This is a genomic window from Bartonella sp. MR110HLJHH (assembly GCF_042194225.1).
In the GTDB taxonomy this organism is placed as follows: domain Bacteria; phylum Pseudomonadota; class Alphaproteobacteria; order Rhizobiales; family Rhizobiaceae; genus Bartonella; species Bartonella grahamii.
The window spans coordinates 55,396-72,885 of record NZ_JBHIMQ010000003.1; the positions used below are offsets into that span (position 1 = coordinate 55,396).

General features: G+C 34.7%; 9 protein-coding genes and 1 pseudogene. 5 read left to right on the forward strand and 5 right to left on the reverse strand.

Annotated elements, in window-relative coordinates; genetic code table 11:
- Positions 1-1,232 precede the first annotated feature (1,232 nt).
- A pseudogene (locus tag ACFIKB_RS03385) lies at positions 1,233-2,411 on the reverse strand (type ISP restriction/modification enzyme); the annotation flags it as partial.
- 732 nt (positions 2,412-3,143) lie between these two features.
- Here ACFIKB_RS03385 and ACFIKB_RS03390 point away from each other — a divergent pair.
- The gene (locus ACFIKB_RS03390; RefSeq protein WP_012754788.1) at positions 3,144-4,499 is read left to right on the forward strand and encodes an L-cystine transporter; all 1,356 of its coding nucleotides are present in this window, start codon (positions 3,144-3,146) and stop codon (positions 4,497-4,499) included.
- 7 nt (positions 4,500-4,506) lie between these two features.
- Here the strand turns inward: ACFIKB_RS03390 and ACFIKB_RS03395 are convergent, their stop codons facing one another.
- A complete protein-coding gene (locus ACFIKB_RS03395) occupies positions 4,507-5,385 on the reverse strand; it encodes a methyltransferase (protein ID WP_375647192.1) in 879 nt (292 codons plus the stop codon).
- Positions 5,386-5,582: 197 nt separating this feature from the next.
- Here ACFIKB_RS03395 and ACFIKB_RS03400 point away from each other — a divergent pair, with 197 nt between their 5' ends.
- Together ACFIKB_RS03400 and grxC are read left to right on the forward strand one after the other, a co-directional pair.
- Entirely contained in the window at positions 5,583-6,368 is a 786-nt protein-coding gene (locus tag ACFIKB_RS03400) for a ComF family protein (RefSeq protein WP_012754790.1), read from the forward strand.
- 47 nt (positions 6,369-6,415) lie between these two features.
- Positions 6,416-6,670 (forward strand): glutaredoxin 3, encoded by a 255-nt coding sequence (gene grxC, locus ACFIKB_RS03405; RefSeq protein ID WP_273787883.1) that lies wholly within the window; start codon positions 6,416-6,418, stop codon positions 6,668-6,670.
- A 20-nt stretch (positions 6,671-6,690) separates the two neighbouring features.
- Here grxC and ubiG read toward each other — a convergent pair whose 3' ends face one another.
- Positions 6,691-7,434, reverse strand: coding sequence for a bifunctional 2-polyprenyl-6-hydroxyphenol methylase/3-demethylubiquinol 3-O-methyltransferase UbiG (gene ubiG / locus ACFIKB_RS03410; RefSeq protein WP_375652833.1), 744 nt, complete (start codon positions 7,432-7,434; stop codon positions 6,691-6,693).
- A 189-nt stretch (positions 7,435-7,623) separates the two neighbouring features.
- On the opposite strand from ubiG, the gene ACFIKB_RS03415 reads away from it, so the two are divergent.
- Positions 7,624-8,880, forward strand: coding sequence for an aspartate kinase (locus ACFIKB_RS03415; protein ID WP_012754793.1), 1,257 nt, complete (start codon positions 7,624-7,626; stop codon positions 8,878-8,880).
- Between the two features lie 2,848 nt (positions 8,881-11,728).
- On the opposite strand, the gene nhaA is transcribed toward ACFIKB_RS03415, so the two are convergent.
- On the reverse strand, positions 11,729-13,087 hold the full coding sequence (gene nhaA, locus ACFIKB_RS03420; protein WP_375652834.1) for a Na+/H+ antiporter NhaA: 1,359 nt from the start codon (positions 13,085-13,087) through the stop codon (positions 11,729-11,731).
- A gap of 146 nt (positions 13,088-13,233) precedes the next feature.
- Complete coding sequence (locus ACFIKB_RS03425) at positions 13,234-14,940, reverse strand: hypothetical protein (RefSeq protein ID WP_375652836.1); 1,707 nt, start codon at positions 14,938-14,940, stop codon at positions 13,234-13,236.
- Between the two features lie 364 nt (positions 14,941-15,304).
- On the opposite strand from ACFIKB_RS03425, the gene ACFIKB_RS03430 reads away from it, so the two are divergent.
- Positions 15,305-17,077 (forward strand): SLC13 family permease, encoded by a 1,773-nt coding sequence (locus tag ACFIKB_RS03430; RefSeq protein ID WP_375652837.1) that lies wholly within the window; start codon positions 15,305-15,307, stop codon positions 17,075-17,077.
- Positions 17,078-17,490 lie beyond the last annotated feature (413 nt).

Genomic DNA, 17,490 nt, shown 5'->3' on the forward strand with positions numbered 1-17,490 from the left:
ATATCAATGGTATATGTGATATTTTTGTTGGTATTGTGTTTCAAATTATATTGAATGATATGTAGATTACGAGTGGCGTTGCATTTCCCATAAAAGGGTATTGTATGGCATAGCTACACCCGACAAAGTACTCATATACTAACAAAAGCATAAAAGACAATCAGTATTTTAAAGGTATGGAAAAGGCTTTTTCGTAACATATAAAATAATATATCTAGAATTTATGTAACACGATACGTATTTATTGTAAATAAATATTTTATAATTTTATATTTTTTAAATATATTATGTGTAAATATTGTTTATATGCTTATTACTTGATTATTTTTTATTATGTATTTTAAAGATATATTGTGGAATTTATTAAACAATTGCGTTATTTATTATCTATAACATTAATAATATTTATAAACGCTCTCATCATGCGTATTTTTAGCTTTATAACGTATCAGTTTTTTACTAAATGATTTTAATGATTTTTGTAGATTTTGTTTATAAGGGGCTCTAATTTGAACAACTTTAATAGGCACCGCGCTCTTTATAACCAACGCGTTCATTTGCATTGTGATTATGAAAACTTGCTTTTTTCACGCATGCTCTATAGCTATTATATTTTTATAGTCATGGCACCATTTTTCATTTTCATAAGATAAATGATAAAGATGATAATGCGCTTTATTGCCTTTTATAAAAACATCTAAAGAGAGACTGATAATTATAGAGGTCAGCAAACTCCCTTTTAATAGACTTTTGTCATTTTTGTCAGTTTTCTGTCAGTAAATTGAACCGACAAAATAGATCATTTTAGTGAGTGATTAAATCTTATGAAAAGCATGTGATTCTTTAAAGCCATTTCAAAAGATAGGTTCTAGTCATAAAAAATGCTATTAAGACCATTATGGTTATTAGTTTTGAGATTTTTGAAGATTTTTAGGATTTTAGACACCTTCAAAATCTATAAGTAAAATGAATACATAAAGCTCTTTTTCAACAGAGTTTTTCAAAACAATAAAGCTATCATTTTAGATTACGATATAATCTTTTAAAAGCAATCCAAATAACAGTGTTTAAAAGTGCAAAGCTTCTTTTTTAGAATAACGCATGATAAGCTATCCTTTTAAGATTGTAGGTAATAAACTTAATAAGATGATTAAAGTTATAGACTGCCGTTTTAAAGCAATACACAAGAGACCTTTATGAGGTGTGTTAACCTCATAAGTCTATTCGGTTTCTCACACTTCTAATTTTGGTAGTTTCTTAATAATTTTCATTGTTTCTAAATTTATAGTATGATCCTTTGAAACAACTCTAATGGATAAGCAGGGTTACTAATGGTTCCAAGAGCATAGCGATTGGCATCATTAACAATGCCACTCTTTTTATCTGTCTTTACACATTGACGCTCCATAACCCATTCAAGAGTGGGGTTGCCATTAACGATATACTCATAAGCTTCAAGAAGGATGTCTGTCATGATGATATTGCTGTTGTAAATAAAGTAGATTTATCCTTTTCCTTACTATTTTTAATTTTTGCGAATTTCATTTCTGTCACGTAATAAAACTTTTCGGGATTAGAGATGTCAGTCAGTTTTGGATTACCCTTTTTTAAAGGTCACAAGATAAGGCTCCACACTTTCATAATTCATGTGCAAGTGATCAAATTCACACTCTGTTGTCACAATATCCAGAAATCTTCAGCGCTTTTTACACAAGGGATACGAGGCAATTCTTTGCATAAATTTTTCATAAATTATGAGCATAGCGAGTACGGTAATCTTTTGAATGCAATAATCCGTAAGCGTAATAGAATAGATCATCTTTAGTTATGGTCTCACTAGGATAAGCAGCTTAAAATGCGCTAATCCTTTATCAGTGATGGCATCACGCCTCTGTAAACCAGATGTTTTTCTTTCCTTTATTGAATTTGTAAACAAATGGGATTGTTTCTCATCATGATCAGTTATAGAAGATTCAACATTTTTATAAAGATACCGTGGAAAGCATTGGCCTGTATCTATTGCATCTAGATTAGGTAAATTCTTAGCTATCAACACAGAAAAACCGCTTCGTGCTCCTATGCTTGTAATTTCTATGACTCTATTTTCTACTGCTTGCCCCATAGGGAATACATGTGGTATCTGATAAACTCCGTCATTGAAGATACGATTATAATAAAGCCATAGTCGTGTAAAAGAACGATACGAACTTTGCATGAGGCATGTCTTTTCAAATTCAAAAACCCTTCCTCTTATTAGTTCTTGCTTAACATTATAACTACAACTTTATATCTAAAGTGATAAAATTATCTACGGCACGTACACGTGTTGTTCGATCAGCATATAGATATGTATCGTTAAAACGTTTTACTGCGCTATTATAAAAAGCAATCATATTATTTATATTTTCTGCCCAAGCTCCGTCCTCCAATGTTGCGACAGCTCTTGCATTAAGACGTTTCATAAGAGGTATTTCTACACCTTTCTTATACATTTTTTATCCACACGCCAGCTCTGCTTGTGACGTGCAAGAAAATGATTTTGATTGATTCAAGATAAACAGGTTTGAAATGAGAGAATCTTACGTTATTCGGGACTCTCATTTAATATGCAAAATAGTAAATTATTTATTATAAATCAATGTATTGTCGTTCAATAGGCATTGTGGCTTTTAAAGTCTTTTTTTATGACTATAAAAAAAATCGAAAAATAAAAAAGCGTTCATTGAAAGCAAAGAAAGAATCTATGAAAGGTATTTTCTAGAAAAATCATGAATGTTCGATTGTTAATTCATCCTTTCTTGAAAAGCTCGCTTCAGTTCAAATAGCAAAAGAGAGAGGTAAGGATATTGATAGGATAAGATATGCTGGAATTGTTCGGTATTAAGATGCAATGAATGTTGTTTATATTTCTCTTTTTTAACTATTTTATGAGAGCATAAATTTAAAGAATAGGAACATAATTTTATTTATTTTCTTTAAACAGTTATTAGTAGATAAAAAATTCTCTTTTAATCTATAAATTAAAAAAATAATGATTTTGTAAAAGCCTAGTAAGCTTTATGTTAATTTTAAATATCATGCATTGATTTTGAATTATGCAGATTATTGACGTCAATCATAACAATAGTAAGTGAGCATAGACAATGACATTTAATTTTTTCGTCAATTTATTTCTATTTGTTATTTTTTTATTGTTTGTTTCTCAAAGTAAGAGAATGCAATGGAGTCTTTCACTACGTGTTATGCTAGGGCTTATCCTTGGCTTGATTTTTGGAAGTGTTTTGCAGTTTATTTATGGAGAGGGTGAAAGCACTTTATTGAAATCCGTTGAATGGTTTAACATTGTTGGTGAGGGCTATATCTTATTGTTGCAAATGATTGTTATGCCACTGGTTTTTATCTCTATTGTTTCAGCAGTTGCTCATTTACATTCTGTTTATGCTGTTGGAAAGATGAGTATAATAACAATTTCAATATTGCTTTTTACAACGGCTCTTTCAGCATTGGTTGGTGTTCTTGTGATTAATTTTTTTGGATTAACAGCCGATGGTTTAGTGCATGAAGGGCAAAATGTTTCTGCTATTCTTGAAGGTCATATTTCTAAACTTGGAGATATGAATATACCAAAGATGATTTTGTCTATGATTCCTAAAAATCCATTTGCTGAGTTGAGTGGGGCTAAACGTACGTCAATTATCAGTGTTGTTATTTTTGCGTCATTTTTAGGTGCAGCGGTTCTTCTTTTAAAGAAAGATGAGCCAGAAAAAGGAGAAAAAGCGCTTTTATTTATTCAAGTGGGACAAGCTTGGATTATGCGGTTAGTCCGTATTGTGATTGCTTTGACGCCTTATGGTATTTTTGCACTTATGACGAAAGTAGGAGCAATATCGCGTATTGCAGATATTTTAAATTTACTGGTTTTTGTCATTGCCTCTTATGTCGGTATTATTTTAATTTTTGGAATTCATGGTGTATTGCTTGGTATTTCTGGGGTTAATCCCTTTCGTTTTTTCAAAAAGGTTTTACCTGTTTTAACATTTGCTTTTAGCAGTCGTTCAAGTGCTGCAAGTATTCCTTTGAATATTGAAGCGCAAACACAGTGGATAGGTGTACCACAACCCATTGCGAGTTTTGCAGCTTCTTTTGGGGCAACAATTGGACAAAATGGTTGTGCTGGTCTTTATCCAGCGATGCTTGCGACCATGATTGCACCATCTATGGGTATTAACCCTCTTGATCCTACTTGGATTGCTACGCTTATTGGGGTTGTGACATTGAGTTCTATTGGTGTTGCTGGTGTGGGGGGAGGCGCTATTTTCGCTGCATTGATTGTGTTACCAATTATGGGGCTTCCTGTTACTTTGGTTGCTGTACTTATCTCTATCGAACCGCTAATTGATATGGGACGGACCGCCCTAAACGTGAGCGATTCAATGATAGCTGGAACGATCACCAGTCAAATGTTACAGACAACAGATAAAAGTATTTTTAAAAAATGATTTTAGGTTATGTTTTTTGGGGTTGTAAAATATCTGTAAGAGATATTTGCGCTGAACCAGGTTGTAAGGGTTTTTGTTGATTGGGATGAGGAGCCCAACCAGAGAGCCAGATGAAAGAAAAATGTGCACGAATACGTCCATCAGGATCACTAAATCGTTGTGCATAGATTTCAGCTGCGCGGAGAAAAAAACGTTTGGATACAGGGCGTCGTGAACGATTGATGAGTGCATTTTGCATTCCCATAGCTTTAAGATCGTGCATAAGATCAAACATTGTATTATAACGTATTGTGATATCTTCAACGTCTGCTACAGGCAGGGCAAAGCCAACACGCTGTAAAAGAGCGCCTGCATCACGAATGTCGGCAAAAGGATAGATCCTAGGGCTTGCTCCACCATAAATTTCACTTTCAGCTTGCAGAAGGCTTTCGCGCAATTCTCTTAATGTACCAGCTCCTGCCATAACAGCAAGAAATAAGCCATCTGGTTTAAGGGTGTTTTTTATCTGGCTTAGAACACCAGGGGTATCATTGGTCAATTGTAATGAAAGAAGTGAAACAATAAGGTCACAGTAACTTTGAGGTAAATCAAGAAATTCCCGATGACGTAAATGAAATTTTTTATCATGGCTTTGATAAAGCGTATTGGTCTCAATACGTTCTATGGAACAAACTTTTCCAGATTTCATTAAAGCTTGCGCAGCAAGGTCTGTATGGCTGTGTAAATCGAGAGCTAATGTAAAGAGGCGATCAACAGTGCTAAGACGTTTATAGAGATCTTCTGCCATGTGAGAGAGTAAAAAGTCGTATCCTTTTTTTGCTTTTTGAAAGGCACGTTTTCGGAATTGTTCAATGCGGTTATGATCAAAAATTAAAGGATGCGACATATTGTGGAACACTTTCGATCTATGAAAGAATATATTTTGAAAAGGTTCATTATTTGTGCAAGCTCTGTCAAGTTTATAATATAAAAGAAAAATAAATTTATAGAAGGTAAGAATTTTTAAAGGAATTAAAATTATAAATTGAGGAAATACAAAGGAACTTTTGTTCTGAGGGAAACTTGTAAAAGCCTAAATTTATAATGTTGTATTTTCGAGAAGCGGCGTTAAGTAGTGGGGATATACTAAGTAAGTTCATTGAACGCTTGAAAACGGTGCTTTATCCACCAATTTGTCCTGGATGTAAGCAAAATGTTTCTACTTATGGCACGATTTGCTCCGAATGTTGGAAAGACCTTCAATTTATCACTAAACCTTATTGTCCTGTTATGGGGACTCCCTTTGTTTGTGATATGGGGGATGGTTTTCTCAGTGGTGAAGCGCTTCGTAATTCTCATCCTTTTTCACGTGTCCGTTCTGCTATTGTTCATAAAGGGCTTGCACGAGCTTTAGTAACGCGCTTAAAATATGGTGATCATATAGAATTGGCATCATTTATGGCCAACTGGATGATGTTTGCTGGACGCGAGGTTATTGATGATTGTGATGTTATTATTCCCATTCCATTGCATTTTCGTCGTTTTTGGGAGAGACGTTATAATCAATCTGCTGAGCTTGCGCGTTATATTGCAGCATCACAAAAAAAGCTTTTAAAACCGAGTTGGCTTGTTCGTTGTCGGCATACCCGTCCGCAGGTTAGTCTTTCTTCGAGAGAGAGAAAACTTAACGTAAAAAATGCTTTTAAGGTTTCGCATAAGGTTAAAAAATATCTCAAAGGATGTTCTGTTTTGCTGATTGATGATGTATTTACAACAGGTGCAACAGTTACAGCAGCAGCTGCTGCATTAAAATATGCAGGTGCGCGACAGGTTGATGTGCTAACATTTTCGCGTGTTCTCAAAGAAGATTCTATTTTTCCCTCCTCGTAAGAGGAATTTAAAGTGAATATTATTAAAAAATATTGGAGGATAATACTATGAAAGAGATAATAATTTATACACGCCCTAACTGCCCTTATTGCACAAAAGCACGTGATTTGCTTAATAAAAAAGGCGTAAAGTATACAGATATTGATGCTTCCACATCCCTTCGCCAAGAAATGGTACAGCGTGCAAATGGACGTAATACATTTCCACAAATTTTTATAGGTGATTATCACGTTGGCGGTTGTGATGATCTTTATGCTTTAGAGGCTGAGGGAAAGCTCAATTCTTTATTACAAGGCGTATAATATTTGTAAATTACATATCCTTAAGACCGTTTTGCGAGAAGGAGATAGTTAACGCTCATGTCTTTTGAGCGATTCCAGCTGTCGTTTAATGGGTTATAAGTAATCCCTATCTCATCAATGATAGTTAGGGCGTTTTTTGATAAGAAATTTTTAAGTTCTAGAGGTTTTAGGAATTTTTTATAATCATGTGTTCCTTTAGGAAGCCAACGTAGAATATATTCAGCGCCTACAATAGCAAGCCCCCATGATTTCCACGTGCGGTTGAGTGTTGAGACAAACATTAACCCTTGTGGTTTCAACATTTTTGCTGTAGCTTCTATGAAGAGATTAACATCAGCGACATGTTCAACAACTTCCATATTAAGGATGATATCAAATTTTTCTCCTTCATTGGCAAGAGCTTCTGCTGTCATCGTGCGGTAATCAATGGAAAGATCATTTTGAGCTGCATGGGTTTTTGCGACTTCAATATTTGTTTGTGCAGCATCAACGCCTACGACCATAGCGCCAAGACGTGCCATTGGTTCACATAACAAGCCTCCTCCACAGCCAATATCAAGAATTTTCAAATTATCAAAGGGCGTAAATGAACAAGGGTCACGATTAAACTCTAAACAGATTTTTTCTCTGATGTAAGCAAGGCGTGTTGGGTTAAATTGGTGAAGAGGTCGAAATTTTCCTTGTGGATTCCACCATTCTGTAGCAATACGTGAAAAATGATCAATTTCACTTTGATCAATAGTTGTTTGTGTTTCATCTATCATGTTGCCTGCCTTTTATTTTTAATGATCAAGTCCAGTAGATTTTATACAAAGTCAAGAGAAATTAATATAATCATAATGAAACTTGCACAAATGATAGATATTCGCTATGTCGAGAAAATGGTTAGTTGATACAGCATCTAATTCTCATTACCGTTTGAGATAAAAGATGTAAAGGTAAGAGTGTTATTAATGGCGCGCATTGTCATGAAATTCGGTGGAACATCTGTAGCAAATATTGAATGTATTCATAATGTTGCACGGCATGTCAAAAGAGAGATTGATGCAGGCAATGAGGTTGCCGTTGTCGTATCTGCGATGGCTGGTAAAACCAATGAGCTTGTTCAGTGGACGTGTGATGCTTCCTCCAAGCATAGAGATGCTCGTGAATATGATGTTGTGGTTGCTTCTGGTGAACAGGTTACTTCAGGTTTGTTGGCTTTGACACTTCAAGAAATGGGTGTGAATGCACGTTCATGGCTTGGTTGGCAAATTCCTATTCATACAGACAATGCGCATGGACGTGCACGTATTACTGATATTGATGGATCTTTTTTAATCGAGTGTTTTCAGGAAGGTCAGGTTGCCGTTATTGCTGGTTTTCAAGGGTTAGCTCCAGATAACCGGATTTCTACCTTAGGGCGTGGGGGATCAGATACAAGTGCTGTTGCTATAGCCGCGGCTGTACAAGCTGATCGCTGTGATATTTATACGGATGTAGATGGTGTTTATACAACGGATCCACGTATAGAACCGAAAGCGCGTCGTTTACCAAAAGTAGCTTTTGAAGAAATGCTGGAAATGGCTTCTCTTGGTGCAAAGGTTTTACAGGTTCGTTCTGTTGAATTGGCAATGGTTCATAAGGTTCGTACCTTTGTGCGTTCAAGTTTTGAGGATCCTGATGCGTTAGGCATGGAGGATCCAATGAGTTCTTCTGGAACACTTATTTGCGATGAGGATGAAATCGTGGAACAACAAAATGTTACTGGTATTGCTTTTGCTAAGGATGAAGCGCAAATTTCCCTTCGTCGGCTTGCCGATCGTCCAGGGATTTCGGCAGCAATTTTTGGTCCCTTGGCTGAAGAGCGCATTAATGTTGATATGATTGTGCAAAATATTTCTGAAGATGGCTCAAAAACTGATATGACTTTTACTGTACCATCATCAGATGTAGAAAAAGCCGTTGCACTACTTGAGAAGAATCGCAAAGAAATTGGATTTGATGTTCTCCAATTTGAAAGTGATCTTGCCAAGGTATCTGTGATTGGTATTGGAATGCGTAGCCATGCAGGTGTTGCCGCTACAGCATTTAAGGCTTTGGCTGAAAAGGGTATTAACATTCAAGCAATTACGACCTCAGAAATTAAAATTTCTATTTTGATTGATAGTGCTTACACTGAACTTGCGGTTAGAACATTACATGCTGTTTATGCACTTGATAAGGGATGAGCATTTTTTAGTTTTAACAAAGTTTCAATAACATAAAGCTTTAATATATATTAATAATTTTTGTTAAGGACAATTTATATTTTTAACTTAAATAGAATATTTAATACAGCAAAACTCTCTCATTTTAAACTTGTTCATGATGAATTTAAAAATGGTTGCTTATACATGACAAGAGAAAGATGTTTAGGTAAAAAATGTTTAAGAAGGGATATAAAATATGCCGTCTATAAACGTTTTAAAGCCTATAGAGAGGGATAGTGAAGTCTTCACAATAAGCTTTAATAGAATAAGGAACAATGGCACTGCGTTTATTCAAAGGATGCATGTGACATGAGGGACAGCCTTGTGAATACAGATTTAATATTATAAATCTTAGAGAAATTTGAGCTCATTGGATTAGTGACGGAATTATCAAAAATAGAATCGAAGATGTATTTCCTAGAGATATTTAGCTTGTCTCAAATGGTTGTTTATAGCTTTATGTGTATCTTGTAAATTTATTTTTTTCCGTATTATGAGGCAATAAAAATATATCTCTATAGACAATATTTATGTTGCGCTATAAGTTGTAGAATTACTATATCTTATGCGTTTACGGCTTATAGCTCTTCAGAAGCACTTTTCATAAAATCATGTAACGATAGATCAAAATTAAATGATAATGTTATAGTGTGCTGCTTTCATGATTTCATTACTTAAATTTTTTCTCATGTCTATTTATCTTTTTTTGAATTATGACTAAGATTTTCAGAGTTTTCGATACCTCTATATGTTCTTTAGGTTAACTTTCTTCCCTTAACTACTCTATTACAAGTATTTTCTTTGTCATACTGCCACTCACGCATGAAATACATTCTTTCGTTTGTGCCGTATATCGTGCTAGTTTCTTATCATATTTACATATTTTTCAAATGGTTGTTTTTGTAAGTAAAACTCTTCTTGTAAGAAATATAGCCATTTTTATTATTCTAATTTTGTTAAATATTTTTTCTCACAATTTGTTTTTATTCAGTATATGAATGTGAAACGTATTCTCTTGTTTTGTAATTACTTTTTAATAGCATAATGCATTCGAATGGGGATATCCATTTGAAGTGAATATAAGATATGTTATCAAAGTGCAGTAATTAATACACTTATTCCCAATAAAGATATTTTTATAAATATTATTTTACTCTTATTGTATTTAATGTGGCGTTGTATAATTCGAAAGTCTCGGAAATATTGTTTTTTAAATTATCTGTAAAGATTATTTTATGGTATCAAGAAATATAGAGCTAACTCTGTAAACAAAAAGAAAATAAATATCAACTAAGAGCGGGAAAAGGGGAGTGCAACGATATATATGCTTTATTTTTCCACTGATCGTATGTTTTAGAATAGTCTAAATGACTAGGGTTTTCTTTTTTCCCGAGAGTTAATTACGTAAACTAGAGCGCTCCCTATGGAAGAATGCTTCAAGTTTAATTCTTTCATGGAGGGAGACAAGTGATGTGTCTATGATAAAAAACGAGGATATTTTTTCTCTCCATTGTCAATCGAGTAGTGATTTTATGACGTTGTTATTCCCAATAAATCTTTTGTTTTTTGTTACCTGTATCAATATCTAATGTCAGCGCAGATGCACGTTTGATGATATATATATTGAGACGGATAAGGGGACTACGAGCAACTCCTGTTTTTGTATGCCAGATAGGAACAAGGGTGTTGCGTATACTTGTTGGGGGAACCTCTGAAATGGAGATAAAACCTAATTGGGGGAGAATATGAAGCCATAAAAGTGAAAACCAGTTTCCATTTTACAACTTCCTTTTAATTCTGCTTTACAACTTTCAAAGATATTGACAGAAATATCTTTGAAATAATGGATATTATATATTGATTCACGTTTTGTTTATTGCGTTATTTAAATCGTATATGCCTTTCACGTAAAACAAAACGCTATTATATTGCCAATTTACGCGCTTGTTTTAAATAAATATTTCTCCCCAAGCCCATTACGGCGCTTGTGGATGGCGTAACGTAAAATTTATTGGGGACCATCTCCTTTACTTAGATCAAAGGTGTCAGTTGGTCGTCATCATTTTATTTTTAGTTTTCGTGTTGAACAGCTCTTGTGTTGATATGAAGCATTCTTATTTCTTTCTTCAAATAATGTGACTCCATATTCCTCCTTGGCTGGTGACGTGTAAGGGAATAGTCTTGATTGATTGATCATGTACAGATTTGAAATGAGCAAATCTTACGATATTTGGAGTCCATTCAAGATTTATAATGATAAAGTATCATTATAAATCGAATATTTTTACCAAAAAATAATGTGCCTTTTAAGAAGATAAAAATTAAAGTTTTTAGAATACCGGCAATAATCAGTAACGAGGAGGGTGGTTTATTGGGAAAAAATAAGCCATGGAATTACTTAACTGATTACGGAATTTTGCTTATTCTTATCTGTTTCGTATAATTAAAGATAAGATATTGATTTATAATAATTAAATTTTTCTTTATAGTGAATAACTTCCCGACGAAAGGCCGCTTCTCTGAAACCACGAAGCCTTTTATATTGAAACAATTAAAATCATTCTTGTGTATATCACGATTGGAGTTAGTGTATGAATAAAAGATTATTGAAGAAAGGAATAAAAATATTTCTTATGAATCTTCTTAAGTGTCAAAGGTGTTGCGACATTAGAGACTAGTAAATAGTATGATGATATTAGTTTTCTCCTTCATAAGTGTAAAGATGAGGTGAGACAACGGATTTCACATTAAATATTGTCCGAATCCAACAAATGAGCAAAATCACTTTTTAAGAGTTTTGCATAAAAATGTATTTTCAGTTAGTTTGTTAGGAACTATGAGAAATTCCTTTATTGCGCTTAATATAAATAAATCCATATCCCAGACCGATAAGAGCAGATAAACCAGAGCCACAAAGGACCCCAATTTTTGCAGCATCAAGCAGAATAATATCTTTAAAAGCGAGCATTGAAACAAAGATAGACATTGTAAAGCCAATTCCTGCTAAAAAACCAATGAGTAAAACACCTGTCCATGTCATATGAGGGGGTAGGCGGCATAGCCCTGATTTTACGGCTATATAACTGGCTGTGATAATACCAAGAGGCTTACCAACGAAAAGACCAATGACAACACCCAAAACAATCAAGAATGATTTGTCAGAAGAAAGATCAAAGTTTGCAAAACTTACTCCTGCATTTGCGAAGGCAAAGACCGGCATGATACCGTATGCAACCCATGGATGCAACGCTTTTTGAACGCGTGTTACTGGAGCAATCATGGCCCGTTGTCCTTTGCGCATTTTTTTCAATGCGGTTGAAATATGATGCAGATCTGTTTTTGTATTTTTTTCTTGAAGAATTTGCATAGCGTTACTGAGCATGGTGAGTGGCGCCACAAGAGTACGGGTAGGAAGAGCGGGAGTCATCATTCCTAAGATTACACCAGCAAGTGATGGGTGAACACCTGTTACCATTAAACCCCACCAGATGATTGCACCAGGTAAAATGTAAAGCCATGCTGATGCAAGTCCGATCCACTGAAAAAATAGCACCAAAGCAATACCTGCTCCTGCAATCATTAAACCGCTAGGATCAATGTTTGTTGAGTAGAAAAAAGCAATAATAAGAACAGCGATAATATCATCAATAATCGCTAATGATAGAAGAATAATATGAAGATTAGAAGGAATTTTTTTTCCAAGAAGAGCAAGAATACCTAGAGCAAAGGCAATATCTGTTGCTGTTGGCACAGCCCAACCGCGTATATGCCCCTCGTTAAAGTTGAAGATAAAGTAAATAATTGCGGGAACACAAACGCCTCCTATTGCGGCAACAATTGGTAAGATTGCTTGTCTAAAATCGGCAAGAGCACCTTCATGAATTTCGCGTCGAATTTCCATTCCTGCGACGAGAAAGAAAATAGTCATAAGAGCATCATTAACCCAGAAATGTAAATCCCATGAAAGAGTGAAATGACCCAAATTAAAGCCAAGAGGTGTATGCCAAAAAGATTCATAGAAAGCAGCATATTTAGAATTGGCAAAAATAAGTGCAGCAGCAGCAGCTAATAAAAGAACAATACCACTAAGAGCTTCAATATGGAGAAAACGCTCGATCGCAGAAAGCGCTTGATTGGTGACACGAGAAGCGCGATTAGGCAGGCGATTTGAAGATAAATCAGACATGAACAACTCCAAGCATCGACAATTTTAGATTCTATATTCTCTGTGTAAATGACTTTGTATGATACCTTCTGTATCATATAAAAGCAAAAAGAGGAATAAAGTTCTTAATTTATAGACAAAATCATCATATTTAAAGCACAAAATGTTTAACGCGACGCTTCATTTTTAATAGTGAGATGTACTTTGCTTAAAGCCTTAGATAGATCATTTTGTAGAGCAGATTCGAGATCAACTATTGCGAGACCTTTATTGTCTTTTGCTTTAATTTTAACGATCAATGTTTGTGGATTTTTAGCAAATTCTCCTAAGGATTTTGAAATTTTTTCTGCTTCGTCATGATTTTTTAGCAGAACTTTTGGGGTCTGCGTCATCATTAGATAGAAATCGTCATAAAGTTCCTTTTTTAGATCATGTTGGCTGTCATTAAGATTTTGCGCAAGATAAGAAAAAAGCTTATCAATGAAACCTGCATCCGTATATTGTATATCAATTTCATTGATGCCAAGGTCTTGAGACGCAGCAATCATTATATTTTTCTGACCAGAAAAAAGCTTTTCATCAACATCAATAACCTTAGCTGATATGTTCCCAGATCCAACGTCTCTCATATTGAAAGACATTGCATCAAGAAGGAGCATACGTTTTTTTTCATCGTAAGAAATATCAATTTTTCCTGAAATGTCAAAGCGCTCAAAGTTCAGATTTTTGAAGAACTCTAAGTCTTTTTCATTCATTTTTTTAGGTAAAACAGAAAGGTTATTGAGAGAAAGAAAAAGCTTTTTGGGGATAGGTTGTTTCCACAAGGTTGGTTTAAATTGGAGTGATTCGAGTGTTGCTTTCAACTGCGGTATATCAACGGTGATATTATCAATTTTGGCATCCGCTGAGGTAATGGCGAGCAGTATGTTTAGAAGAAGACCATTTTGTGCTATTTTTTCAGCGATTTTATTATTCTCTTTTCTTGCATTAAGATAAGCTTTGATCAATTTTTCAGGAGTTTGTTCAAGCGGCTTCATTTTTAAACCAGATGTTTTAAACTGTCCGAGGAAGAAAGAACTGCTTTTTTCCGCTTCTTCTAAAACATCGACACTTACATTATTCAGAGAAATGGGGCCAGTGACGGTTTTACCTTGGTTGAGAGCATTGTTTTTTCCAAAAATGATAGAATAGGCATAGTTGATGTCGATATCATGGGCTTTTATTGTATCACTTTTAGCCATAAGCTGCATCTGTTTGGCACCATTTACTGCAACTGTTTTAAGATCCATATTTTTAATACTAACTGAATGGATATGGCCATTTTTAAAATCAGAAAGCTGGAAATTCTTGACTTCAACCGTTTCTATTCGGTTGTTTTTATTTTCTATAGAAAGTTGTATATTGGGAGCAATAATTGAGGAAAGCTCAATACGCATCATTGATTGTAAAAGCCGTGATGTTATCGTTCTATCTTTTTCTTTTAAGGATACACTCCGAAGAGAAATTTGGGGAATTTGCACATGAATATTATTATGCTTTAAATCAACATTATAAAATGTAAAAGTTCCGGGAATAAAGGAAAGGGGAGGACGGGCAGAAATGGCACCAATTCTAAGTGATGTACCAGCTGGAACAGGTAATGTCACATTCTTCAAATTGACTCTACCTAGAATGCTTACTTCAGATGTTCGGGCTTTTATGCCACGACGGGCTATTTCTTGTTTTACAAAACTGTCAAGATAGGGTTTTGCGATATAAAATCCACCAACAATTATAATTGCCAAAATAGCAACAAATCCAATAATGCAAGTGAGCCAATATCTGAGGTTACTTTGATACCCACTATTAAGATTGAGCATTCTTTCTTCTTTCATTTTTATCACTCTTTGAATTGAGAGTGAAGATAAATTCTTTTAAGCAACGACAAAGGTTTAAATATAGCGTGTACCAGTTTCAACAATTATCTACTCTCTATATTAGAGTTATTCTCATCTTTTTTGCAATAGAGCTTTATCAACTTTTATCAATTTTCTTTGAGTTTAGCTCTTTATAGAAAAGAACGCATAATAACGCATAATAAGGAGAGGTAAGTTTATGCGCATCATAATTTTTTATCATTTTAAAATTATCCTAAAATATTCCGATGTCTGTTTTTATCTTGCTGCTGTTTATAGGAATATTTAAAACATAAAAAATATGTTTTTGTGCATTATAATTTAATGGGGAGAGGTGAGTGTTATGACAGAAAATCAAATAATGGCTTTTTCGATCATTGGTCTCATGATGGTTGTTTTTATTTGGGATCGATTTCGTTATGATCTTGTTGCTATTTGTACGTTATTAATAGCTTGTGCTCTTGGTCTTGTCAGTCCGAAGGAAGCTTTTAGCGGTTTTAGTAATGATATTGTTATTATCGTGGGGAGTGTGTTTGTTGTCAGTACGGCCGTATCGCGCTCTGGTATAATGGAATTTATTATTCAACGGATATGGCCAGACGTGAAATCTGTGCGTCTTCAATTAGCCTTTTTAGTTCTTTCTGTTGTCGTATTATCAATGTTTGTTAAAAATATTGGTGCTTTGGCTATTATGCTTCCGATAGCTTTTCAGTTTGCACGTCGGTCTCAGGTTTCTCCTTCTGTCTTTTTGATGCCCATGGCCTTTGGTTCTTTGTTGGGGGGGCTTATGACACAGATAGGAACATCTCCCAATGTTGTTATTTCAGCGATGCAAGAACGTTTAGCAGGAACACCTTTTACTATGTTTGATTTTACACCAGTTGGTGCGGTTATTGCGGCGGCTGGTGTTGTATATTTAGTCTTTTTTTATTGGCTTTTGCCTGTACGTGTGCGTTCAGGTGTATCATTTGATGATGCCATTGATATTCGTAATTATGTTGCAGAAGTGCGTATTCCAATAAATTCACCGATTATAGGGAAAAATATTGTTGATTTGGTTAAGCCATCAAGTGGTGACGTTATGGTGATTCAAATCATCAGAAACAAAGTATCTATTTCACCGTTACCAGATTTTGTTTTGTCTGAAAATGATATTATTTTGCTGGAAGGGTCGCATACAGGGTTAGATAGCGTGATGAACTCTGCTCGTTTAGAGTTTTCTAAGGGGCGAACTATTGCTGCAGGTGATAAGGACAGTGACATCGATATTATTGAAGCAGTCATCACCCATAATTCACCTCTTATTGGTATTAGTGCGAAAGAGTTTTCCCTATTTGATCACTATAATGTAAATTTGCTTGCATTAAGTCGTCAACATGAAAGGGTGCGGGGAAGACTTGATGATATTATTTTCCATCTTGGCGATGTGATTGTTTTGCAAGGACAGGATGCAGTTATTCCAAATTTATTAAGAGAATTGAAATGCCTGCCCCTAGCAAAACGAAATATTGTGTTTGGAAATTTACGACATGGTTTCATCTCTTTAGCTGTTTTATTTATAGCAATTATTTTTACAGCTTTTCATATTGTTCCCGTTGCGTTTTCTTTTTTTTCTGCTGCTGCTGCAATGGTTATCTTTCGCGTTTTGCCCGCGCGTGATCTGTATCAGGCATTAGATGGCCAAATATTAGTACTATTAGCGGCTCTTATTCCAGTAAGTGAAGCGTTAGAGAAAACAGGATGTACGGATCTCATTGGTCAATGGCTGAGCCAATTGGCAATATTTTTCCCGCCATCTGGTGCCTTAGCACTTATGTTGGTGACAGCTATGTTGGTCACGCCATTTTTGAATAATGCAGCAACAGTGATGATGGTAGCACCAATTGCGTCAAGTTTTGCTCATTCCCTACATTATAAGCCTGAAGCTTTTTTGATGGCTGTTGCAATTGGTGCGGGCTGTGAGTTTCTTACACCTATTGGACATCAAAGTAATATGCTCGTGATGGCACCAGGAGGATATCGTTTTAGTGATTATCCACGTTTGGGTGCTCCATTGGCGGTGTTGATCATTATTATTGCTGTTCCAATGCTTATGTGGGTTTGGCCCCTACAATAGGATATTTTTAGAAACTTTAAGGATCAATTACAAAAGGTTGTTAATCGTATAAAGATAAGTTGAAGGGATACATTTTGTATAAAGAGCTTTAACTGAAGATTTGAAATTATACCACACTTTTATTATGGTACTTCGGTATTTTTGATACAGATAAGATTCATCTATTTGGTTTTAGTAGGTATTCGTGGAAATTTATTTTTTGTTCAAGTTTTTAAAAGAATTGTCTTTTCTATTATAATTCTATAATCCAATATTATCAACGATTGCGTTGAAGACTTTAAAAGATTATCTCTCTATATAATGGGGAGAAAGTCCGCTTGAGATGATAGGCAATCATGATAAATATTAAAACAGTGAATTTTTTATAAGACTCAAAACAATATATAAAAGCTGTAATGTGAGCAAACAGGGCG